This window comes from Bradyrhizobium sp. P5_C12, assembly GCF_054049735.1.
The window spans coordinates 1-20,875 of sequence record NZ_JBFULU010000036.1 but is presented as its reverse complement, the minus strand read 5'-3'; the positions used below and the strand labels follow the sequence as shown (position 1 = coordinate 20,875).

19 protein-coding genes are annotated in these 20,875 nt (G+C 65.2%); 9 read left to right on the top strand and 10 right to left on the bottom strand.

The window, feature by feature from the left end; all coding sequences use genetic code 11:
- Positions 1 to 107 precede the first annotated feature (107 nt).
- Genes ACXJMY_RS26980 through ACXJMY_RS26970 form a run of 3 tightly spaced genes read left to right on the top strand, consistent with a single transcriptional unit; the run spans position 108 to position 3,482 of the window.
- The gene (locus tag ACXJMY_RS26980; protein ID WP_456622387.1) at positions 108 to 1,067 is read left to right on the top strand and encodes an acyl-CoA desaturase; all 960 of its coding nucleotides are present in this window, start codon (positions 108 to 110) and stop codon (positions 1,065 to 1,067) included.
- A gap of 47 nt (positions 1,068 to 1,114) precedes the next feature.
- Positions 1,115 to 2,497, top strand: coding sequence for an MBOAT family O-acyltransferase (locus tag ACXJMY_RS26975; protein ID WP_456622386.1), 1,383 nt, complete (start codon positions 1,115 to 1,117; stop codon positions 2,495 to 2,497).
- Complete coding sequence (locus tag ACXJMY_RS26970) at positions 2,472 to 3,482, top strand: hypothetical protein (protein WP_456622385.1); 1,011 nt, start codon at positions 2,472 to 2,474, stop codon at positions 3,480 to 3,482. Before ACXJMY_RS26975 ends, ACXJMY_RS26970 begins: the two co-directional genes overlap by 26 nt.
- Positions 3,483 to 3,494: 12 nt before the next feature.
- Here ACXJMY_RS26970 and ACXJMY_RS26965 read toward each other — a convergent pair whose 3' ends face one another.
- Both ACXJMY_RS26965 and ACXJMY_RS26960 read right to left on the bottom strand, forming a co-directional pair.
- A complete protein-coding gene (locus tag ACXJMY_RS26965) occupies positions 3,495 to 5,195 on the bottom strand; it encodes a fatty acyl-AMP ligase (RefSeq protein ID WP_456622384.1) in 1,701 nt (566 codons plus the stop codon).
- A gap of 26 nt (positions 5,196 to 5,221) precedes the next feature.
- On the bottom strand, positions 5,222 to 5,476 hold the full coding sequence (locus ACXJMY_RS26960) for an acyl carrier protein (RefSeq protein ID WP_456622383.1): 255 nt from the start codon (positions 5,474 to 5,476) through the stop codon (positions 5,222 to 5,224).
- Between the two features lie 219 nt (positions 5,477 to 5,695).
- Between ACXJMY_RS26960 and ACXJMY_RS26955 the strand changes: the two genes are divergently transcribed.
- Both ACXJMY_RS26955 and ACXJMY_RS26950 read left to right on the top strand, forming a co-directional pair.
- Complete coding sequence (locus tag ACXJMY_RS26955) at positions 5,696 to 8,884, top strand: tetratricopeptide repeat protein (RefSeq protein ID WP_456622382.1); 3,189 nt, start codon at positions 5,696 to 5,698, stop codon at positions 8,882 to 8,884.
- 60 nt (positions 8,885 to 8,944) lie between these two features.
- A complete protein-coding gene (locus tag ACXJMY_RS26950) occupies positions 8,945 to 10,207 on the top strand; it encodes a hypothetical protein (RefSeq protein WP_456622381.1) in 1,263 nt (420 codons plus the stop codon).
- 59 nt (positions 10,208 to 10,266) lie between these two features.
- Here ACXJMY_RS26950 and ACXJMY_RS26945 read toward each other — a convergent pair whose 3' ends face one another.
- The gene (locus ACXJMY_RS26945; RefSeq protein ID WP_456622380.1) at positions 10,267 to 11,052 is read right to left on the bottom strand and encodes a L,D-transpeptidase; all 786 of its coding nucleotides are present in this window, start codon (positions 11,050 to 11,052) and stop codon (positions 10,267 to 10,269) included.
- Positions 11,053 to 11,394: 342 nt separating this feature from the next.
- Between ACXJMY_RS26945 and ACXJMY_RS26940 the strand changes: the two genes are divergently transcribed.
- Positions 11,395 to 11,718 (top strand): hypothetical protein, encoded by a 324-nt coding sequence (locus ACXJMY_RS26940; RefSeq protein WP_456622433.1) that lies wholly within the window; start codon positions 11,395 to 11,397, stop codon positions 11,716 to 11,718.
- 118 nt (positions 11,719 to 11,836) lie between these two features.
- On the opposite strand, the gene ACXJMY_RS26935 is transcribed toward ACXJMY_RS26940, so the two are convergent.
- Both ACXJMY_RS26935 and ACXJMY_RS26930 read right to left on the bottom strand, forming a co-directional pair.
- Positions 11,837 to 12,598 carry an ABC transporter permease gene (locus ACXJMY_RS26935; protein ID WP_456622379.1) on the bottom strand — a complete coding sequence of 254 codons (762 nt, stop codon included), beginning with the start codon at positions 12,596 to 12,598 and terminating at the stop codon, positions 11,837 to 11,839.
- Positions 12,595 to 13,518, bottom strand: coding sequence for an ABC transporter ATP-binding protein (locus ACXJMY_RS26930; protein WP_456622378.1), 924 nt, complete (start codon positions 13,516 to 13,518; stop codon positions 12,595 to 12,597). The genes ACXJMY_RS26935 and ACXJMY_RS26930 overlap by 4 nt, the downstream gene beginning before the upstream one ends.
- Positions 13,519 to 13,807: 289 nt before the next feature.
- Here ACXJMY_RS26930 and ACXJMY_RS26925 point away from each other — a divergent pair, with 289 nt between their 5' ends.
- Positions 13,808 to 14,524, top strand: a complete 717-nt coding sequence (locus tag ACXJMY_RS26925) for a hypothetical protein (RefSeq protein ID WP_456622377.1) — start codon at positions 13,808 to 13,810, stop codon at positions 14,522 to 14,524.
- Between the two features lie 87 nt (positions 14,525 to 14,611).
- On the opposite strand, the gene ACXJMY_RS26920 is transcribed toward ACXJMY_RS26925, so the two are convergent.
- Both ACXJMY_RS26920 and ACXJMY_RS26915 read right to left on the bottom strand, forming a co-directional pair.
- Entirely contained in the window at positions 14,612 to 15,790 is a 1,179-nt protein-coding gene (locus ACXJMY_RS26920) for a cytochrome P450 (protein WP_456622376.1), read from the bottom strand.
- 19 nt (positions 15,791 to 15,809) lie between these two features.
- The gene (locus ACXJMY_RS26915; protein WP_456622375.1) at positions 15,810 to 17,018 is read right to left on the bottom strand and encodes an ABC transporter substrate-binding protein; all 1,209 of its coding nucleotides are present in this window, start codon (positions 17,016 to 17,018) and stop codon (positions 15,810 to 15,812) included.
- 128 nt (positions 17,019 to 17,146) lie between these two features.
- On the opposite strand from ACXJMY_RS26915, the gene ACXJMY_RS26910 reads away from it, so the two are divergent.
- Positions 17,147 to 17,599 carry a MarR family winged helix-turn-helix transcriptional regulator gene (locus tag ACXJMY_RS26910; protein ID WP_456622374.1) on the top strand — a complete coding sequence of 151 codons (453 nt, stop codon included), beginning with the start codon at positions 17,147 to 17,149 and terminating at the stop codon, positions 17,597 to 17,599.
- A 33-nt stretch (positions 17,600 to 17,632) separates the two neighbouring features.
- Here the strand turns inward: ACXJMY_RS26910 and ACXJMY_RS26905 are convergent, their stop codons facing one another.
- Both ACXJMY_RS26905 and ACXJMY_RS26900 read right to left on the bottom strand, forming a co-directional pair.
- A complete protein-coding gene (locus tag ACXJMY_RS26905) occupies positions 17,633 to 18,493 on the bottom strand; it encodes an alpha/beta fold hydrolase (protein WP_456622373.1) in 861 nt (286 codons plus the stop codon).
- A gap of 44 nt (positions 18,494 to 18,537) precedes the next feature.
- The gene (locus ACXJMY_RS26900; protein WP_456622372.1) at positions 18,538 to 19,239 is read right to left on the bottom strand and encodes an alpha/beta fold hydrolase; all 702 of its coding nucleotides are present in this window, start codon (positions 19,237 to 19,239) and stop codon (positions 18,538 to 18,540) included.
- Positions 19,240 to 19,360: 121 nt separating this feature from the next.
- On the opposite strand from ACXJMY_RS26900, the gene ACXJMY_RS26895 reads away from it, so the two are divergent.
- The gene (locus ACXJMY_RS26895; RefSeq protein WP_456622371.1) at positions 19,361 to 19,978 is read left to right on the top strand and encodes a CGNR zinc finger domain-containing protein; all 618 of its coding nucleotides are present in this window, start codon (positions 19,361 to 19,363) and stop codon (positions 19,976 to 19,978) included.
- Positions 19,979 to 20,026: 48 nt separating this feature from the next.
- On the opposite strand, the gene ACXJMY_RS26890 is transcribed toward ACXJMY_RS26895, so the two are convergent.
- Positions 20,027 to 20,704 carry a TetR/AcrR family transcriptional regulator gene (locus ACXJMY_RS26890; RefSeq protein WP_456622370.1) on the bottom strand — a complete coding sequence of 226 codons (678 nt, stop codon included), beginning with the start codon at positions 20,702 to 20,704 and terminating at the stop codon, positions 20,027 to 20,029.
- Positions 20,705 to 20,875: the final 171 nt, after the last annotated feature.

Sequence of the window (20,875 nt, the reverse complement as noted above, 5' to 3'; positions counted from 1 at the left end):
CCTGCCCATCCTACAGGCTTTCGTGGCTGTTGAAACCTTGGGCGGCGGCTTGGGTTGCGCTCGCCAGGCTTGTATGTACTCATGGAAGCCGCCCTGGAATTCCGAACGTGCAACAGAAACGCGATCACCGCATCATCCGCAGCCGGCATTTTCACAGGATGCAGCGGCGGCATTTCATCATCTTCGACCTGCTGCCGTTCGTCGGCACGCTGGTGGCACTGGGCCTCTTGTTCTACCGCCCGATCGGGGTGATGGAGCTCAGCCTGTTCTTCGGCTTCTGGCTGATCACCGGGCTCGGCCTCACCGTCGGCTATCACCGCCTGTTCACCCACCGCGCGTTTGCGACGTCCACCGCGATGAGCGCGATCCTGATCATCATGGGGTCGATGGCTGGGCGCGGACCGATGCTGTCCTGGGCGGCGATGCACCGGCGCCATCACGAATTGTCCGATCATGACGGCGATCTGCATTCGCCGCGTCTGCACGGCGACGGCCTGCTCGGTCGCCTGCGCGGCTTCCTGCATGCGCACCTGACCTGGATGATCGAGCACGATTATCCCAACGTCGCGCATTACGTGCCCGATCTGATGGCGAACCGCGCGCTGGTTGCGGTCAACAGCTACTATTACAGCTGGGCCGCGCTCGGCCTGTTGCTGCCGGCCGCGATCGGCGGCCTTGCCACCATGAGCCTGTGGGGCGCGCTGAGCGGTTTGCTCTGGGGCGGCGTGGTGCGCATGTTCGTGGTCGAGCAGACGATGTCCGCCATCAACTCGATCATGCATACGTTCGGCGCGCAGCCCTTCGTCACCCGCGACGACAACAGCCGCAATCTCGGCGTGATGGCCTGGCTCGCCTGGGGCGAGGGCTGGCACAACAATCATCACGCTTTCCCCTATTCCGCCGCCTTCGGGCTGCGCTGGTTCGAGTTCGATCCCGGCTTCATCTTCATCCGGGCGCTGGAAGCGCTGGGACTGGCCTGGGACGTCAAGGTGCCGAGCGAGGAGAAGATCGCGCGGCGCATGCTGCGGCAGCCGGGCGACGCTGCGCCCGACCTCGAAACGGGCTGAGCATCATCAACCGGCGCGAGAGCCGGTGATGGCGCGGCTTTGACCCGATGCTGTTCAACGACTACCCCTTTCTCCTGGTCTTCCTGCCGGCGGCGCTGCTGATCTACCGCCTGGCCGATCCCTTTCCGCCGTTGCGGATCGGCGTGCAGGTCGCGCTTTCACTCGCCTTCTATGCCTGGGGCAGCCCGTCCTTCATCCTGCTCCTGGTCGCCTCGGTTTCAATCAACTGGCTCGCGTCGATCGCCTATGGCCGGATGAAATGGTCCGGGGTCCTCACGCTGGTGATCGTGCTCGATCTCGCCGTGCTGGCGCTGTTCAAATACGCTAACTTTGTGCTGGCCAATCTCGGCCTCGTGTTCGGCACGACGATGCCGCAGCTCGACATCGGGTTGCCGCTCGGCATCTCCTTCTTCACCTTCCACCACATCATGTATCTGGTCGATCTGAAGCGCGGCAAGGCGCCGCTCTATGCGCTCGACCGCTACGCGCTTTACATCGCCTTCTTCCCGCAGGCGATCGCGGGGCCGCTGGCCCGCTGGTCGGAGGTGATGCATCAGTTCGGCCGCGAGGTCTACGCGCCGGGCTGGCAGCGCCGATTCTGCATCGCGACCTGCTTCATCGCACTCGGCCTGTTCGAGAAGGTCGTGATCGCCGACAGCACCGCGCATCTGCTCGATCCCATCTACGCGAAGGCCGCGAGCGGACCGCTTGCGAGCGGCGATGCCTGGCTCGCCTTCTGCTTCTCGTTCCAGATCCTGTTCGACTTCTCCGGCTATTCCGACATCGCGATCGGCCTCGGCCTCCTGTTCGGCGTGCAGCTGCCGTATAATTTCAATGCGCCGCTGCGCTCGACCAGCATCCAGGATTTCTGGCAGCGCTGGCACATCACCTTGATGCTGTTCCTGCGCGACTATGTGTTCTATCCGCTGGTCAATCTGCGCCTCCTGCCTCGGCGCTGGCTTCCGGTGCAGTTCTTCGGCGCGATGCTGATCACGATGGCGCTGTGCGGCCTGTGGCACGGCGCGAGCTGGGCCTTTGTGCTGTGGGGCGTGCTGCACGGCCTCGCGCTGGTCGCCTGCGCGCTGTGGCGCCGCTACGGGCCGGAGTTTCCGTCATGGCTCGGATGGGCGCTCACCGTGCTGTTCGTGCTGGCAACCGGCGTGATTTTTCGCGCGGGATCGGTCGAGGCCGCCTGGCAAGTCTTTTCCGGGCTCGCTTCGGCGCTGCCGCTTGATCGCGGACAGCATCTGTGGCCGCTGATTGTGGCGCCGCTGTTTGCCTTCCTGTTGCCGGCGAGCCAGGACATCGTCGCCGTGTTCACCCGCCGGCCGAATCCGGCGCTCGCTGGTGTGCTCGGCATTGGCCTGTTCGCATTGTTGCTCCACATGGGTGGTCGGGATCTCCATGAGTTCGTCTACTTCAGGTTCTGATGCCGACCCCGGCTGGGGCCGCAGCCTCAAGGCGTGCCTGGGCACGCTGGTCGGCGCTGGCCTGCTGGTGCTCGCGCTGATGGTGCTGGTCGACCCCTATGACAGCGGCAAGCTTGGGCTGCTCGGTATCGACGGCGTCGACAATCGCCTCACCCAGATCACGGCCGCGAGCCGTGCGAGAGACCCGAATTTCAACGCCGCCATTCTGGGCAACTCCACGGCGCAGATGATCGAACCGGCGGAATTGTCACGCGCAACCGGCCTGCGCTTCGTGCAGCTCTACATGACCGGCGCAATTCCGCGCCAACAGCTCGCGGTGCTCGACTTCTTCCTGCGACATCACAAGGAGGTCGGCGCGCTGGTGATCGCGGCCGATCCCGGCTGGTGCGTGCATGCGCGGCCGAAGGAGGAGGGGGTTCCGTTTCCCTATTGGCTCTACGACAACAGCGTCGTCACCTACGCGGTGCGGCTGATCTCCTGGCAGGCCATCGAGCAGGCCTTTCAGCGCTTGAGCATCGGGCTTGGCCGGCGGCAGCGGATGAATCCGGATGGCTTCGTCAGCTACGAGGACATCTGGCCGCCCGGGCAATTCAACGAGGTCGGCTGGCCCAGGGATCCCGCGCCGGCTGCGTCTTCCGGGATGCGGGCGACGTTCCCCGAGATCGCCGCGCTGGACGATATCGTCAGGAAGCTGCCGGCCAATGTGCCCGTCGTCATCTTCGTGCCGCCGACCTTTGCAGCCACCGTGCCGAAGCCCGGCACGGAAACGGCGCTGGAGCGCGGCGCCTGCGACGCCGCACTGAAGAATGTTGTCGCAGGACGGGCCCGCAGCAATTTCATCAGCTATCGGGTCGACAACGAGCTCACCCGCGACCCCGACAATTTCGCCGACTTCATCCACTACCGCTCCAAACTCGCGCGCCCAATTGAGCAGGGCATTGTCGCGAGCCTGCGCGATGGAGAGAAGGCCAAGATCGATTTCTGAGCTGTCGTTGGCTCAGCCGATCTCCGCGAAACTGCCGTCGAGCCAGAGCCTGCGGGCCAGCTTGCGCTGGATCTTGCCGCTCGTGGTCTTCGGCAGCGCGCCGGGACGGATCAGCGCGATATGGCGTGCGGAGAGCTCGTGGCTGTCGGCAACGGCCTCGCGGATCTGGTCCTTGATCTCGGAGGTGTCGATCGTGTGGCGCGCGGTGCGCTCGACCTCCTGGACGATGACGAGGCTCTCTTCACCGCGCTCGTCCGGCACTGAGAACGCCGCGCCGCAGTTTTCGCGCAAGCCGCCGTCAAGCGATTGCACGGTACGCTCGATGTCCTGCGGATAGTGATTGATGCCGCGGATGATGATGAGGTCCTTGATCCGCCCGGTGACGAACAGCTCGCCGCTTTCGTCGAGGAAGCCGAGATCGGCGGTGCGCAGCCAGGGCCCGTCCTCGCCGGCGATCTCCGCATTGAGCCCCTCGCGCGTCGCCGCATCGTTGCGCCAATAGGCGCGGGCGACATTGGCGCCGCTGACCCAGATCTCGCCGACCCGGTCGGCCGGCAACCGCCGGCGGTGCTCCGGCTCGACGATGGCGATCCGCTCGCCGGCGAGCGCGCGGCCGCAGCCGGCCACGATCTGCGCATCGTCGGGATCGGCCGGTGCCTCCGCCGCATGCGCTTGAAGCGCCGCGCGGCTGACGCTGCGCGTGACGTGACCATCGCCGCGCCTTCCGCCGGCGATCAGCAGCGTCGCTTCCGCCATGCCATAGGCGGGGTACATCGCGTGCGGATCGAACCCGTGCGGCGCAAAGGTCTCGATGAACCGCGCAATGGTGTCCGCATGCACCGGCTCGGCGCCATTGAGCGCGATCCTGAGCGAGGACAGATCGATGCCCTCCATCTGGTCGGCGCGATAGCGGCCGACGCAGAGGTCGAAGCCGAAATTCGGGCTGCACGCGACTTCCGCGCGATAATGCGAGATCGCGCGCAGCCAGCCGAGCGGCCGCTGCATGAACGCGTTCGGCGCCATCAGCACGCACGTCGCCCCGACATAGAGCGCCTGCAGCGCGCTCAGGATCAGCCCCATGTCGTGATAGAGCGGCACCCAGTTAACGTAGGTCGATTGCCTGGTGTTGCCGAGCGCGAGCCGGATCATCTCGAGATTGGCGAGCAGATTGGCATGGCTCACCATCACGCCCTTGGGCTCGGACGTGGAGCCGGAGGTGTATTGCAGGAAGGCGATGTCCTCCGGCGCCGGCTCGGGCAGGTCGACCGTCGCACCGGAGCCCGCGGCGAGATCGACCTCGATCCAGCGGATGCTTTCCTGCTGGAAGCGCGCCTGCAAATCGCCGCGCAAAGCGAAGGCCGAGGCGGTCAGCGCCACCGAAGGCGCGCAATTGGCGAGGATCGCGGCGCTGGCGTCGCGGGCGCTGTTTCGCCGCGGCATCATCATCGGCACCGCGATGATATCAGCCATCAGGCAGCCGAAGAACGCCACCATGAACTCGATGCCGGGGGGAAACACCAGGATCGCGCGGTCGCCGGATTGCGCGGTCGCGGCCAGGCGCGCTGCGAGCGCGGTTGCTGCGTCATGCAGCTGGCGGAAGGTGAGGGTGGCTTCCTCCGTCCCGCGATCGGAGACGAAGACATAGGCGCGATCGTCGCCCTGGTCCGCCGCGCGCCGGGCCAGAAGTGCCACGAGCGAGCGGAAAGTGTCCATCTGGGCTGCGCCGGCTTCAGCCGCCCTCAGGCGGCGGTGCGGAGCGCGCGCTTGTCGGCGAGAAATCGCGACAGCGTCTCAACGGTAGGGTGGTCGTAGAAATCGTCCGTCGACAGTTCGAGGTCGAGCTTCTCCTCGAGTTCCATCATGAGGTAGACGAGCATCGCCGAATCGAGGCCGAGGCGGTTGAATTTCGTGCCGGTGTCGACCCGATCTGTCGAAATTCGCAGGATGTTGGCCAGGGCAGTAACGCAGAAATCCGAAATCTGCTCGCGTGTCATGTCATTTCCCAGAAACAATTGAAACGACAATACGGGCGACCCCCAGGTTGTCAATTTGGCCGGAACGCCGCGGCGTTGAAGGTTGGGGACTGTTGCTTTCCTGCGTCGCCAGCTGCTCAATTCATGCACAGACTGGCGCGATTTCCCGCGGTCGACAGCGGCAATGGCTGGCCGTATCCTCCCGAAATTGCCATTCGACGCGCGTGACGGGATTTTCGCATGAACCGCGCCCGCCTGTTTGCCGCATTTTTCCTCGTGGTTCTCCTGTCCGGACCTGCTTTCGCCCAGCGCGGCAATGATTTTGATTCGCTGCTCGCGCAGATGAACGCGGCGACGCAGACCGGGCGCTGGGCCGACGGGCTGGCCGCCGCGCAAAAGCTGGAAAACCTGGTGCGCCGCCGTCAGGGCGCCGACAACATGAACTATGCCGGCGTGCTGCACAACGAAGGCATGTTCCTGCACAACCTCGGCCGCTACCCGGAGGCTGTCGACAAGCTCAATGGGGCGCTCGCCATCAAGCAGCGCAACAACGACGTCGCCTCCACGCTGCGCACCGCCAACCTCCTGGTCGGATCGCTCGGCATGCTCGACCGCCGGGCGGAGGCGACCACCGTCGCCGAGCGGGCGCTGGTGCTCGGCACCGGCGCGTTCGGCGCCAACGATGTTCGTCTCTCCGACACACTGTCGGCGCTTGGCGGGCTCGCGCGCGACAAGGAAAACTACAAGGAAGCGGGTGACTATTTCGAGCGTGTGCTCGCCGGCTTGCAGGCCGCAAACGCGCCGCCCGTCGATGTCGCCTCCGCGATGGACAGTCTCGGCGATGTCTATGGCCTGCTCGGGCGTTTCGACGATGGCGAGCGCCTGTTGAGGCAGGGGCTCAGTCTGCTCGACCGCGGCTTTGGCCAGAACGCCGAGGCCGCGCCGAACTACGACAAGATGCTCAACGATCTCGGCAACCTCTACATGGATGCGGGCCGTCTCGCCGAGGCCGAGGCGGTGATGCGGCGCTCGCTCGCGATCGCCCGGGCGCGCAGCGGTGATGCACATCCGAACGTCGCGGCCGCTACCGGTAATCTCGCAACCGTGCTCGAACATGAGGCGCGCTACGCCGAGGCTGAAAAACTCTATCAGCAGACGCTTCAGGCCTATGAGCGGATCTACGGTTCGAACCATCCGACCACCGCGATCGGCCTGAACAATCTCGCCAATGCCTATACGGCGCAGGGGAGGAACGAGGCAGCCGCCGGCCTCCAGGAGCGCGTGCTTGCGATTTACGAAAAAGCCTTTGGCGCCGAGAGCCCCGATGTCGGACGCGCCCTGAACAATCTTGCCAACAGCTATGCAAATCTGGGGCGCAACGATCGGGCGCTCGGCCTCTACCGCCGCTCGCTGGCCGTGATGGAGCGCAAGTTCGGCGAGGGCAGTGGCCCGAGCGCGCTGGCGGCAGGCTCGCTCGGACAGGCCCTGATGGAGATGGGCCGCACGGACGAAGCCCGGTCCTATCTTGTCCGATGCCTCGAGATCGACGAGCGCGTGCTCGGCGGCAAGCATCCGCAACTCATCAAGGACCTGCGCAGTGTCGCGCTGCTCGACCTCAAGACCGGCAACATGGCCGACGCGCGCGGCCGGCTCGACCGTGCGCTCGCGATCGCGCAGGACAGGCTCGGGCCGCGTCATCAGGACACCATCGCCACCCTGATCGACCTCGCCGACATCGACCGGCGCGAGGGCAGATGGCCGGATGCGCTGGCGCGGCTGCGGCTTGCCGCCTCCGTTCTCAACGCACAGCGCAACGCGCAATTCACCCGTTTCACCGCGCTCGATCCCTGGCTGATCGATGCGATCTGGCGTGTCGCGGACGGCAAGCCCGACAACGCCGCGAAGGACGAAGCCTTCGGCGCCGCGCAGCGCGCGCACGAGACCAGCGCCGGTGCGGCGCTGGCGCAGATGGCGGCGCGCTTCGGTGCCGGCAATGACGCGATCGCCGGCCTGGTCCGGCGCCAGCAGGACCTCAAGGCGAGCCTCGAAACGCTCGACAAGCGCGTGACATCCGAGCTCGGCCAGGCGGACGGTAAGCGTAACGACGCATTGATTGCCAGCCTGCGTGCGCAGACGGCGCAAACGCAAAAATCGCTCGATGACGTCTCGGCCCAGCTCGATCGCAGTTTTCCGGCCTATGCTGAATTGTCCAATCCGCAGCCGCTGTCGATTGCGCAGACCCAGGGCTTGTTGAAGCCGGATGAAGCGCTGGTGGCGTTCATCGCGTCAGGCGACAAGACCTATGCTTTCGCCGTGACGCGCGAGGCGAGCGCGTTGCGCCAGGTCGCACTCGGCAGCCGCGAGATCAGCGATCGCGTCGCGCATCTGCGGCTTGGACTCGCCGATCCAGAAGCCGCCCGATCGTCATTCGATCTCGATGCATCCTTCGAACTCTACACCGCGCTGTTCGAGCCGATATCGGTCGACATCAGTGGCAAGCCGAAACTGCTGATCGTCCCGGCCGGTGCGCTCACAAGCCTGCCGTTTCATGTGCTGGTGACCAGGAAGCCCGACACCGCGTCCGCCGATCGCTACCGGCAGGCGGCGTGGCTGCTGGGCGAGCGCGCCATCACGGTGCTGCCGTCGGTGCCGAGCCTGCGCGCGCTGCGCAGCTTTGCCAAGGACTCGCGCGCGCAAAAGCCGTTCATCGGGTTCGGCGATCCCGTGTTGCAGCGGACGCCTGCGGAGAAGCGCGCAGGGCGCAGCGTGCAGCCGTACCAGAGCTATTATGATGGCACGACCGTCGATCTCGACCGCCTGCGCACAGGACTTCCCGCGCTGCCGGAGACCGCAAGCGAGCTCCAGGCCGTGGCCCGCGCGCTCGGCGCCTCGCCGCAGGATGACGTCAAGCTCGGCCCGGCCGCGACCGTGACCAGCGTCAGCGCATTGCCGCTCGATCAATATCGCGTCGTCGATTTCGCCACCCACGGGCTCGTCGCCGGCGAGGTCAACGGCCTCAGCGAGCCGGCGCTGGTGCTCTCGCTGCCGGACCGGCCGACCAGCGACGATGACGGCCTGCTCACCGCAAGCCGCATCGCCAAGCTCAAGCTCGACGCCGATTGGGCGGTGCTCTCGGCCTGCAACACGGCGGCCGGTGACAGGCCAGGCGCCGAGGGGCTGTCGGGTCTTGCGCGCGCGTTCTTCTATGCCGGCGCGCGAGCCCTGCTGGTGTCGCACTGGCCGGTCGATTCCGATGCGGCCGTGCGCCTGACCACGGGCGCCTTTTCCGAGCTTACCGCGCATCCCGGCATCGGTCGCGCCGAGGCGCTGCGCCGGTCGATGAAGGCCCTGATCGCCGACCGGTCGTCGCCGCGCAATGCCGATCCGGCCGTGTGGGCGCCCTTCGTGCTGGTCGGCGAGGGCGGTTGACGGCGGCCGCGGAAGGCCGAAACTGGTGCTCAAAAAGGACCGGTTCCGGGAGTGGTTCACATGCGGCTTATCTTCATCGCGACGATGGGCGTTCTCATGATCGGGCAGGCAGCAGCCAGGGATGTGTTGTCAGGCGCTAGTCTCTATGCCGACGTCGAGCGCTACGCCTCCTTCGGCCTGCATCGCTTCGGCTCGCCCGGCGACCGCGCCACCGCCGACTGGATCGCCGGCGAGATGAAGCAGGCCGGGTTCGACGTCAGCTTCCAGCCCGTCGTGCTCAGCCGGCAATACGTCGTCGAGCAGGCCAGCGCCGAGACGGCCGGCATGTCTGTCGAGGCGACGCCGTTCTGGTGGCCTCCGCAGGACAGGGCGAGCTTCCATCTCACCGCGTCGCTCGCGCGCGACGGCGATGTCGCCGGAAAGATCCTTTTGCTCGACCTGCCCTTCGACCGCGGTGCTTACCTTGGTCCGGCCCATCGCGCCGCGATCACCGAGGCCGCGGCGAAGAAGCCCGCGGCTATCCTGCTGACGATCGGCAATCCCGCCGACGACCGCTTCGCCTACAACGTCACGCAGGAGGATGCGCCCTGGCCGGTGCCGGTGATCGTGGTCGGCGCCAGGTCGCGGCCGACATTCGAGCGTGCGCTGGCGTCAGGCGCATCGGTGACGTTCGACGTCAAGGGTCACTACCAGCGCGATGTTGCGGGCCGCAATGTCGTCGCCGAGACCGGCGTTGGCCGCGACCCGACCATCGTCGTCTCCACGCCGATGACCGGCTGGTACAGTTGCGTCTGCGAGCGCGGCCCCGGCATCGCCAATTTCCTCGCGCTGGCGCGCACCGTCGCGGCGGAAAAATGGCCGGCGCATTTCGTCTTCATCGCCACCGCCGGCCACGAGATCGGCCATGGCGGCATGGAGCTGTTTCTGAAGCAGGGCGCGCCCGCGCCGAAGGATACGCTGGCCTGGATTCATTTCGGCTCCTCGAACGCGTGCTACGCCTTTGCGGAAGGGGGCCGTATCGAGCGACCCGAGCAAGAACGTTATCTCGTGCTGAGCAAATCCGCTGTTGCGCTCACCGACGAGGCTTTCGCCCATGTCGCGGCCAAACGTCTGGTGACGGAGAAGCAGGCGGTCGGCGAGCTGCGCGACGTGCATGCGGCGGGCTACGCCAATTTCCTCGGCATGGCCGGCCGCCATCGCAGCTTCCACACGCCGTCGGATGATCTCGGCGCCACCGGGCCCGAGATCCTCGAGCCGGTCGCGCGCGCCTTCGTCGACGCCGCGCGAAAAATCGTCGAACGCGGCAGCGCCGCGTTCAGATAGAGCATGATCCGGAAAAGTGTGGAGCGGTTTTCCGAAAGGATCATGCTCAAACAATAGCGTCAGTTCTGGTAGTAATTGTAGCCGCCGCGCGGCTGATAATACTGGCGGGGCTGCGGCTGATAGTAGCCCTGCTGGCCGTAGCCCTGATTGTAATATTGCTGCGGCTGCTGCTGATAGACCTGCGCGTCATAGAGCGGGCGGCTGGCCGGACGCGGCGCCGGGTAGCGCGCGCCGGTGTCGCTGCCGTCGGCCGGATAGATGTAGTTGTCGTCCTGCGGCATGTAGCGGCGGGCGGGCTGCGCCGGCGGCGTCAGATTCACGGGATCGCCTGATGTGGCGTACTGCTCTTCGGCCGGCTGCGGGGCGCGGGCCACCGCTGCGGGGTTGCGGCCGCGCGGATTGCGCGCCAGCGCCACCTGCGCCGAGCCGGTCAGCGTCACCGTGGTGTTGAGCACGCCCTGCTGCTGCACCAGCGCGTAGAGCGTCGATGCATTCTGGCGCGACAGCCGCACGCAGCCGTGCGAGGCGGGCGAGCCGAGGCGGCCGACCGAGTCGGTGCCGTGGATGGCGTGCCCGACCTTGGTGAAGAAGATCGCGTGCGGCATCGGCGCGTCGTCGAATTCCTTGGAGTAGTGATCCTCTTCCATGCGGAAGGCCCGGAACCCGCCGCTCGGCGTCTCGCGCGACGGGATGCCGGTCGACACCGGCCAGTGATAGCGCGCGACGCCGTCGACGGCGACGGTCATCTGCTGATTGTCCTTGTCGACGGTGATCTCGACCTTGGCCTGCGCTGTGCCCGCGCTCAAAAGCAGCAGGGAAGTACAAGCAATGAAAAACGAACGCATCTCGAAACGCATTTGAGGGAAACCCATTTTAGTCCTGGCCTCCGGCCTGTTCACGCAGGCGCCGCGGCTCTCCGTCCCCCGGTGTGCACTATGCCTGCAATCCGGCTTTCGTTCCAGCGGCCCGCCCGTCCATCGTTAACGCGACGCCGGGCGTAAGCAAGGCCGCTTTGTGCCGCGCTGCCTGCGGCGGTGCTGACATTTTCGCGAGCATCCCGGGCGTTCACGACGCCGACAATTCGTCACAAAGACGCAACCATTTGGCCGCGCCTGGCGTTGATCATGGCCTGCCTGACGCGCGGCTTTCGCCGCCATTTACCCCGTAAACTTTCCTTGGGATCGAAGATGAACAAAGCTCGCATCGCTGCCGCTCAATTGCCGGCCGGTTTACCTGTCCGCCTGCTTTTCGCCGCCGTCGCCATCCTCCTCGCGCTGCTATCGCTCCCGCAAGCCAGCCACGCCCAGGGCATCGTGCGCGGTGCCCAGGAAGGCTCTTATGAAGGCAACCGCATTGCCGGCCCAGTGGGCGGCGTGGTCGGAGGCGCGGTCGGCGCCGGGGTCGGCGGCGCCGTGGGCGCGGTGGAGGGCGTGTTCGGCATTCCACATCACCGCCATTACCGCTGCCGCGGCTATTATGACGGCTATCACCGCTTCCACTGCTATCGGTGAGCTGCTGGTCATTCCGGGGCGCGCGTAGCGCGAGCCCGGAATCCATCGAACGGCAGAGCAAGTGGATGAATGGATTCCGGGCTCGCGACTTCGTCGCGCCCCGGAATGACGGCGAGGGTCAGTTCTTCAGCCGGTACCCCGTCCGGAAAATCCACCAGATCACGACCAGGCAGATCACCAGGAACGCCGTCGTCATGCCGATGCTGACGGATACGCTCACGTCCGCAATCTCGTAGAAGCTCCAGCGGAAGCCCGAGATCAGATAGACGACCGGGTTGAGCAGCGCCACCGTGCGCCAGGTGGGCGGCAGCATGTCGATGGAATAGAAGCTGCCGCCGAGAAAGGTCAGCGGCGTCACCACCAGCATCGGGATCATCTGCAGCTTTTCGAAGCCGTCGGCCCAGATCCCGATGATGAAACCGAACAGGCTGAAGGTCACCGCCGTCAGCACCAGGAAGGTCAACATCCAGACCGGATGGTGGATATGCAATGGAACGAAAAGCCCGGCTGTTGCCAGGATGATGAGGCCCAAAATGATCGACTTGGTCGCGGCCGCGCCGACATAGCCGAGCACGATCTCGAAATAGGAAATCGGCGCCGACAGGATCTCGTAGACCGTGCCGGTGAATTTCGGGAAGTAGATGCCGAACGAGGCGTTGGCGATGCTCTGCGTCAGCACCGACAGCATGATCAGGCCCGGCACGATGAAGGTGCCGTAGCTCACGCCCTCGACCTCGCTGATGCGCGAGCCGATCGCGGCGCCGAACACCACGAAATAGAGCGAGGTCGACACCACCGGCGAGACGATGCTTTGCAGCAGCGTGCGCCAAGTGCGTGCCATTTCGAACAGATAGATGGCGCGGATGGCGCGGTGGTTCATGACGTCCTCACGAGGTCGACGAAGATGTCCTCGAGCGACGATTGCGTCGTGTCGAGATCGTTGAAGCGGATGCCGGCGTTGCGCAAATCGCTGAGCAGGCTGGTGATGCCGGTGCGCTCGCCCTTGGTGTCGTAGTCGTAGATCAGCGTCGCGCCGTTGTCGCAGAGGTCGAGCTTGTACTGGCTGAGGCTGTCCGGCAGGGCGCCGAGCTTGCCCTGCAGATGCAGCGTCAGCCGCTTCTTGCCGAGCTTCTGCATCAGGGTCGCCTTGTCCTCGATCAGCACGATCTCGCCCTTGTTGATGACGCCGATGCGGTCGGCCATCTCCTCGGCTTCCTCGATGTAATGCGTGGTCAGGATGATGGTGACGCCGGACTGCTGGAGCGTGCGGACCACCTCCCACATGCCCTTGCGCAGCTCGACGTCGACGCCGGCGGTGGGCTCGTCCAGGAACAGGACCTGCGGCTCGTGCGACAGCGCCTTGGCGATCATCACGCGGCGCTTCATGCCGCCCGAGAGCGTGATGATCTTGTTGTCCTTCTTGTCCCACAGCGAGAGGTCCTTCAGCACCTTCTCGATATGGGCAGGGTTCTTCGGCTTGCCGAACAGGCCGCGGGAGAAGCTCACGGTCGCCCACACGCTCTCGAAGGCGTCGGTGTGCAGTTCCTGCGGCACCAGCCCGATCAGCGAGCGCGCCTTGCGGTAGGAGGTCTGGATGTTCTCGCCGCCGACCAGGACCTTGCCCTCGCTCGGATTGGCGATGCCGCAGATGATCGAGATCAGCGTGGTCTTGCCGGCGCCGTTGGGGCCGAGCAGCGCAAAGATCTCGCCGCGCTTGATATCGAGATTGACGTTCTTGAGCGCCTTGAAGCCGGACCCATAGGTCTTCGACAAATTGGCGACGGAAATGATGGAGGACATGATGGCCGCAAGTCTGAGGAGCAATGGCTGGGGAAGGGGGGCTGGAACTCGCCCGGGCGGGCGGGTCAGCGGAGCCCTGAGATAGGAATGGCCTTGCCCGGCCGCAATTGGGGAGAGAAAAATGGTCTCAAAACAGGCCGTTAGGTGGCTGGTTTCGAGCAAGTGTTGCGCGATGGTCACGGCTTGCTGCTAAGATTGCCGCTCACGCGGCTCTTTGTTGCGTCTGCGGGCAGGCCGTGGCTACGATTCCGGCCAATCGCGAAGCGTATTGTCCCCAGGGAAAAGACCGATGAGACCGAACGGCCGTCACACCGCCGGCGCCAGCCAGTTGTCCACTATCCGCGTCTGGGCGATGGGCCTGCTCCTGCTGTCAGCTGTTGCCATGAGCCCGACCACCGCCAAGGCGGCGCCGAGCCAGTCGGCGGCCGCGACCACGCATGTCTACCTGCTGCGCGGTGTGCTCAACATCTTCTCGCTCGGACTCGACACCATCGGCTACCGCCTCCAGGCGCAGGGCATCCCGGTGACCGTCGCCAACTTCGTGTCCTGGTCCTCGCTCGCCGATGAGGCCGCCGCCGACTACCGGGCCGGCCGCGTCAAGACCATCATCCTGGTCGGCCATTCCTCGGGCGCGACCGCGCTGCCGGACATGATCGCCAAGCTCAACCAGCTCGGCGTTCCCGTGAAGCTCGCGATCGGCCTCGATTCCGTGTTCAAGACCAGGCTCTCGACCGGCGCCGAGCGCTACATCAACATCTATATCGGCGATGGCCCCGGAGAGCCGGTGCGAGCCGCAGCGGGCCTGCGCGGCAAGCTCGACAATGTCGACGTCCGCGGCACCGGTGTCGGCCACATCTCGATCGACAAGAACGAGGCGATCCAGCGCCGCGTCATCGGCGAGATCGACGCCGCCATCATGCGCTCGCGCGCGCCGGCGGCACCGATCGCCGAACCCGCCGCGCCGCGGCAGGCGCGCTCGGCGGCGGCAACGGCTCCGCGGAACTGAGGGGCGCGCTCGACGCATCCTCAGTTCACCTCTCCCCGCTGGGGAGAGGTGAACCTGGCGCCCGTCGGGACTTTACTCATCGCCCGCCTAGGCAGCCGTCACGCGGACCGGCATGCTCTCCAGCCCGCGCAGGGAATTGTTGAGCCTGCGCCTCGGCTCCGCGGTGAGCTCGATGGTCTTCACGCGCCTGGCGAGCTCGCCAAAGATCAACTCGCCTTCCAGACGTGCGATCATCTGGCCGACGCAGGCGTGAATGCCGGCGCCGAAGCCGACATGTCCGGTCGCGACGCGTTCGACCTCGAAACGGTCCGGATTGTCCCAGCGAGCCGGGTCCCGGTTGGCCGAGGCCATGAACAGCAATACCTTGCGGTGCGCCGGGATCACGCCGCTGGCGGTCTCGACGTCGCGCGAAGTGGTTCGAAAGAACGTCTGCACCGGTGAATCGTAGCGCAGGCCTTCCTCGAAAGCGTTGCGCGCCAGCTCCGGCCTGTGATGGAGCTTGCGATATTCATCCGGATGCGTTGCGAGCGCCAGAACGGTGTTGCCGATGCCGTTGACGGTGGTGTCGATCCCGGCGGTCAGAAACGGCCGCACCAGATGGGTTGCTTCGTGTTCGGTGATCTCGCCTTCGTCGGCCGCCTGGTAGATCATCATGCCGAGCCCGTCGGGCCGCAATGCATCTCGCGCGCAGCATTCCATGATCCAGCTCTGCGCCGCGAGACCCTCTTGTCGTGACGCCGCCAGCAGATCGTTCTCGGGGCCAAAGCTGTCGAACACGAATGTGCTCCAGGCCAGCAGCTTGTCGCGGCCATCCGGCCGGATGCCGATCGCATCCGGAAACACCTTCATCGGATAGGCTTCGGCGAGATCGGTCACGGCATCGAATGTGCCTTTGTCGATCAGCTCCGAGACCTTCCTCTCCGCCTCCTGCTGAAACGTTTCGCGCAGCCGCCTTGCGACGCCCGGCGACAGGGTGCGGCCGAGGACTCGGCGACCCTTGTCGTGGTCGGGTGGATCGATCTGAAGCGTCAGCGGTCGCGGCAGGGCGGGGTTCATCCCGTTGAGGCCGACACCCTCGCCGCTGATAAAGGTCTTCCAGTCTTTCAGCGCCGCCTCGACCTCGGCATGGCCCGCCATGGCCCACACGTCGTAACGCTCGAGCTTGAACACCGGCCCGAGCGCGCGCAGCGCTTCATAGGCGGGATAGGGATTTGTCAGGAAGTCAGGCGCAAACGGGTCGGCCTGGCTGCACGCGATGCCGGTCATCGTGACCTCCCGGAGCTGCTTACTGACTGGAGAGCGGGCACTTGCCTTCACTCTCCGGCCGGAACGCATCCTCGCCCTTGATCGTGCCTTCGACCTTCAGCAGATCCCAGGCCGATTTCGATTCCTCCGGCGCCTTGACCTGGAGCAGGTAGAGCGGATGGATCTTGCGCCCGTCCTTGCGGATGTAGCCCTTGCCGAACAGCGGATCGTCTGTCGGCATCTCCTTCATCGCCGCCACGACCGCCTTGCCGTCCTTGGCGCCGCCGACCTTGTCCACCGCCTTGAGATAATGAATGACCGATGCATAGACGCCGGCCTGCATGTCGTTGGGATAAGCCTTCGACGGAATGCGCTCGGCGAAGCGCTTGGCGAACGCACGCGTGCCGTCGTTCAGATCCCAGTAGAACGGGTTCATGATCTGGGCGCCCTGCGCGAACTTCAGCCCGAGCGCGGGAAGGCCGTTCATGCCCAGGATCAATCCGACGAGCTTGTGGTCCTTGGTCAGCCCGAACTCGGCGGCCTGCTTCATCGACGTGATGGTGTCGTCACCGGCATTGGCGAAGCCGACGACGTTCGCGCCCGAAGCCTGGGCCTGGAGCAGGAATGAAGCGTAATCGGCCGTTCCCAGCGGATGCCGCACGCTGCCGAGCACCTCGCCGCCGGAGGCTTTCACGGCCTCCGCCGCCTGTTTCTCCAGATCCTGACCGAAGGCATAGTCGGCGGTGATGAAGAACCACTTCTTGCCGCCCTGCTGGACGATCGCCTTGCCGAGGCCGCGCCCGTAGGCATAGGTGTCGTAGGTCCAGTGCACGGTGTTCGGCGTGCACTTTTCGCCGGTCAGCAGCACTGTTCCTGCGCCCGATCCGACGAAGACCTTGTTCTTCTCGGCGCTCATGCCGGCGACGGCGAGTGCGATCGACGAGTTTGGGATGTCGAAGATCGCATCGATGCCCTCGTTCTCGTACCAGCGCCTTGCGATGCCGATCCCGATGTCGGTCTTGTTCTGGTGATCGGCCGCGACGACCTCGACCGGCTTGCCGCCGGCCTTTCCGCCAAAATCCTCGACCGCCATCTTGGCGGCGACGACCGAACCGATGCCTTGATAGCTCGCGAACGGGCCCGACTGGTCGTTCAGGATGCCGATCTTCACCGCGTCCTGGGCGAATGCCGGGGCCGCAGCCAGCATCAAGGCCGAAATGCACAATTTATGCAGGAATTTGCTGTTCATTGTCTCCCTCCGGTACGCGGTCTTGGTGCCGCTCAATTATAGTTATATTTTATATCTATTTTGGACGGAGTCAATTCGGTGGACGTTTGGCCGCCCCGCTTGAGGATCCCGAGCACGTGAGACCCCCAGTGAAGTCCAGTCAGCAGCCGGAGAAATCGTTGAATTTGCAGGCGCTCCAGCGGACGCCGGGCTTCATGCTGCGGCTGGCGCAGCTCAAATTCTTCGAGGGCTTTTACGAAGAATTCGCCGCGTTGGGGGTGACGCCTGCGACCTATGCGATCTTCGTCGTCATTCGCGACAATCCCGGCGTTCCCCCGAGCAGCCTCGCAAGCCTGCTCCGGTTGCGCCTGCCCAACCTGATCAAGATCCTGAATGAGCTCGAGTCATCGGGCTTCATCAAGCGCAGTCGCTCGAAGGCGGATCGCCGGGCCGTCGAGCTCATGCTGACGCCAAAGGGTGCAAAGCTCATTCACGAGGCGGCCAGGCTGACGGAGCCCTACAATGAAAAGATGCTCGCGCCGCTCAGCGGGCCCGAGCAGCGCACCTTGCTCGAACTGCTGAACCGGATTCTGCCATTCTAGGCTGCGTAGCCCGCCCCTGGCGATCTCTTCGCTTTACCGCAGCCGGCCCAGGAAATCGCGAATGCTCTCTGCGATCTCGTTTGCATGCGTTTCCAGTGCGAAATGGCCGGTATCGAAGAACTGCACCACCGCGTTGGGATTGTCGCGCTTGAACGCCTCGGCGCCGGGCGGGATGAAGAACGGATCGTTCTTGCCCCAGACCGCCAGGAACGGCGGCTTGTGCGTACGGAAGTAGTTCTGGAATGACGGATAGAGCGCGACGTTGCTCTTGTAGTCGCCGAACAGATCGAGCTGCACGTCGTCCGAGCCCGGACGCGCCAGGTAGAAATTGTCGAGGTTCTGTCCGTCCGGCGACACCATGGTCGCATCGCCAACGCCATGCGTGTACTGCCAGCGCGTCGCCTCCGGCGTGAGGAAGGCGCGCAGCGCGTCGCGGTTGGCCGGTGACGGGTCCTGCCAATAGGCCTTGATCGGCGTCCAGCCGTCGCTGAGGCCATCCTCATAGGCGTTGCCGTTCTGCGAGATGATGGCCGTGATCCGCTCGGGATGGCGCAGTGCGAGCCGGAAGCCGGTCGGCGCGCCATAGTCGAAGATGTAGACCGCGAAACGATCGAAGCCGATCAATTCGGTGAAGCGCTCGATGACGCGCGCGACGTTGTCGAAGGTGTAGCGGAAGCTGTCGCGCGAGGGCATGTCGGACTGGCCGAAGCCGGGAAGGTCCGGTGCCACGATGTGATACTTGTCGGCGAGCAATGGGATGAGATCGCGGAACATGTGGCCGGCGCTTGGAAAGCCGTGCAGCAGCAGAAGCTTTGGCGCGTTGGCGGGGCCGGCCTCGCGATAGAACACCTTGAAGCCGTCGACGTCGGCCGTGCGATATCTGGTCGGGGTCATGACATTCTCCGTCATTGGCAAGTGATGTGGTTTCCTGAAGAAGGTTAGATCGGGTTGCCGCTCACGGCGCGGATCGCGTCGCGAATGATGCCGGCGACGGCCGCGGGCGCGGTGACGCTGGGCGTGTGATCGACGGCGAGGGTGCGGATGTTCGCCTTCATGCGTTCCGCCATGAAGCGCTGCGTGTCCGGCACGATCATGCGGTCCTGCTCGGCGACCAGGAACCAGCTCGGGACGTCCTTCCAGAGCGGGTGCCCGGCCGGGACGGTGATGCAGTTCAGCGAGATCGGCCGCTGCACGGCCGCGAGGACCGCGTGGTCCTCCGCCGTGGCGTTCTGCGCGAAGGCCGCAGCAAACGCGTCTTCCGGCAGCCAGATCAGACCATTGTCGTCGGGAGCGAGTTTTGGCGCCTGCGGATGCGGCGGAAGACGGTAGAACACGTCCGCGACCTTCTCGCCTTCGTCGGGCGCAAGCGCCGCCACATAGACCAGCGCCCTCACGCGCGCAGGGCGCGCAAGCGCAATGACCGCGCCGGCATAGGCGTGCCCGGCAAGCACGATCGGGCCTTCGGTGCGATCCAGGCTGCGGTTGAGGGCGGCGACATCGTCGGCCAGCGAAGTTAGCGGCAGCGGCGCTGCCTGCGTCTTGATCCCCTCGGCCTCGAGCGCCGCGATGACACGGGCCCAGCTCGACCCATCCGCCCAGGCGCCATGGGCCAGAACCACAGTCGCATCGCCTTTGGCCATGCTCGCCTCCCGCATAACCTGTTAAATCTCTTCAATCAGGTTATGCTCGCCGCTGGTAACTTGTCAATAGCTATTTAACAGGTTATGTCGAGGGACGTTCCGTCTGGCTGGGGAGCCGCGCATGACAAATCGACCGCCTGCCATGTTCATTGCCGACTCGATCGGTCTCGATTTCCTGAATTCGATCGCGACGCCGGTCGATGCGCCGGTCGACTGGATCGACGACGGCGATGGCTTGGTCGACTGGCTGGCCCAGGCGAAGCTCGTGCCGGCGGCGGAGCTGGATGCGCTGAAGGCGCGCGCGCTGCCGGGCGAGCTGGACAAGGTCGCCGATCAGGCCCGCGCGTTGCGCGAGTGGTTCAGGAGTTTCGTTCGCAAGCATGCGGGCCGGCCACTCACGGCGGATGCGTTGCGCGAGCTCGGTCCGTTGAACAGCCTGCTGGAGCGCGACGAGGCATTCAGCCGGATCGAACCCCGGCATGAGGATGGCGGCCTCGCGCTGCGAATGACGCGGCGCTGGCGGTCGCCTGAATCGCTGCTGCTGCCGGTCGGCGAAGCGCTGGCGCAATTCGTCTGCGAAGAGGACTTTTCGCACGTGAAGGCATGCGAGGGCCATAGCTGCACGATGCTGTTCGCCGACCACACCCGCCGGCGTGCGCGGCGGTGGTGCATCATGGCGGTCTGCGGCAACCGCGCCAAGCAAGCGGCGCATCGCAGCAGGCTCAAGAGCAGGCAATGAAGGGATCCGCTCGGTGCGGTGGCGGCGGGCGTTGATCCGCGGGCCGTCCTATCGCTTCTTGACCAGCTTGAGAGGGCGGGCGGTGGCCTGATTGCGCGGCTTGATCGCGGCGCCCTGCGTTTCGGGCGGACCCAGGAAACGCACGAGCATCGTCTTCAGATGCGCCGTGCTCTGCTTGATATCGAGCTTGGGATTGCGGATCGGCATCGCGCGCGATCCGTCGATGATCGCGATCAGGATGTTCGCCGTGGCATCTGAGTCCAGTCCCGGATCGACCCGTCCCTGGCTCTGCGCGTGGCGCAGGAAATCGACCCACATGCGGCGCACCGCTCGGGTGTGCCGTTCGATGATCTTGGCGAATTCCGGATTCCGTGCGGCCTCCGCGAGGCCATCCAGGCTGAGGATCTGGGCGGGACGAAACCGCAGGCTGGTTGCCTCGATGTCGGCGAGCAGCGCCTCGATCACGTCGGGGGCGGCCAGAATCTTTTCAAACCGCTCCGCCGCATGCGCGAGGCCGAGGTCGATCATCGCCTCGACGATCGCCATCTTGCTCGGAAAGTAGTGATAGAGGTGCCCCGGACTGATCCCGGCTTCGGTGCAGATGTCCGTCGTGCTGGCGCCACGGAAGCCGTCCTTGATGAAGCAGCGGATTGCCGCGCCGAGGATCTCGCCGCGCTTCTGCTCATGCTTGACGGGGTCGACTTTCCTCAATGTGCTCTCTCCCATCCTCCCAGCAACATTCTAGCAACGTTTCGTCACGAGAAAATCAAAATTAGAGAGTTCCATCTATTATCTTGACGGGCGGCAGGGGGCGTGGGAGTGGTAATTAGAGTGGGTTCTCTAATAAATCGTGCGGCGGCGAGCGGGACCATGCGCGTCAGATGGGCGGCCCTGATG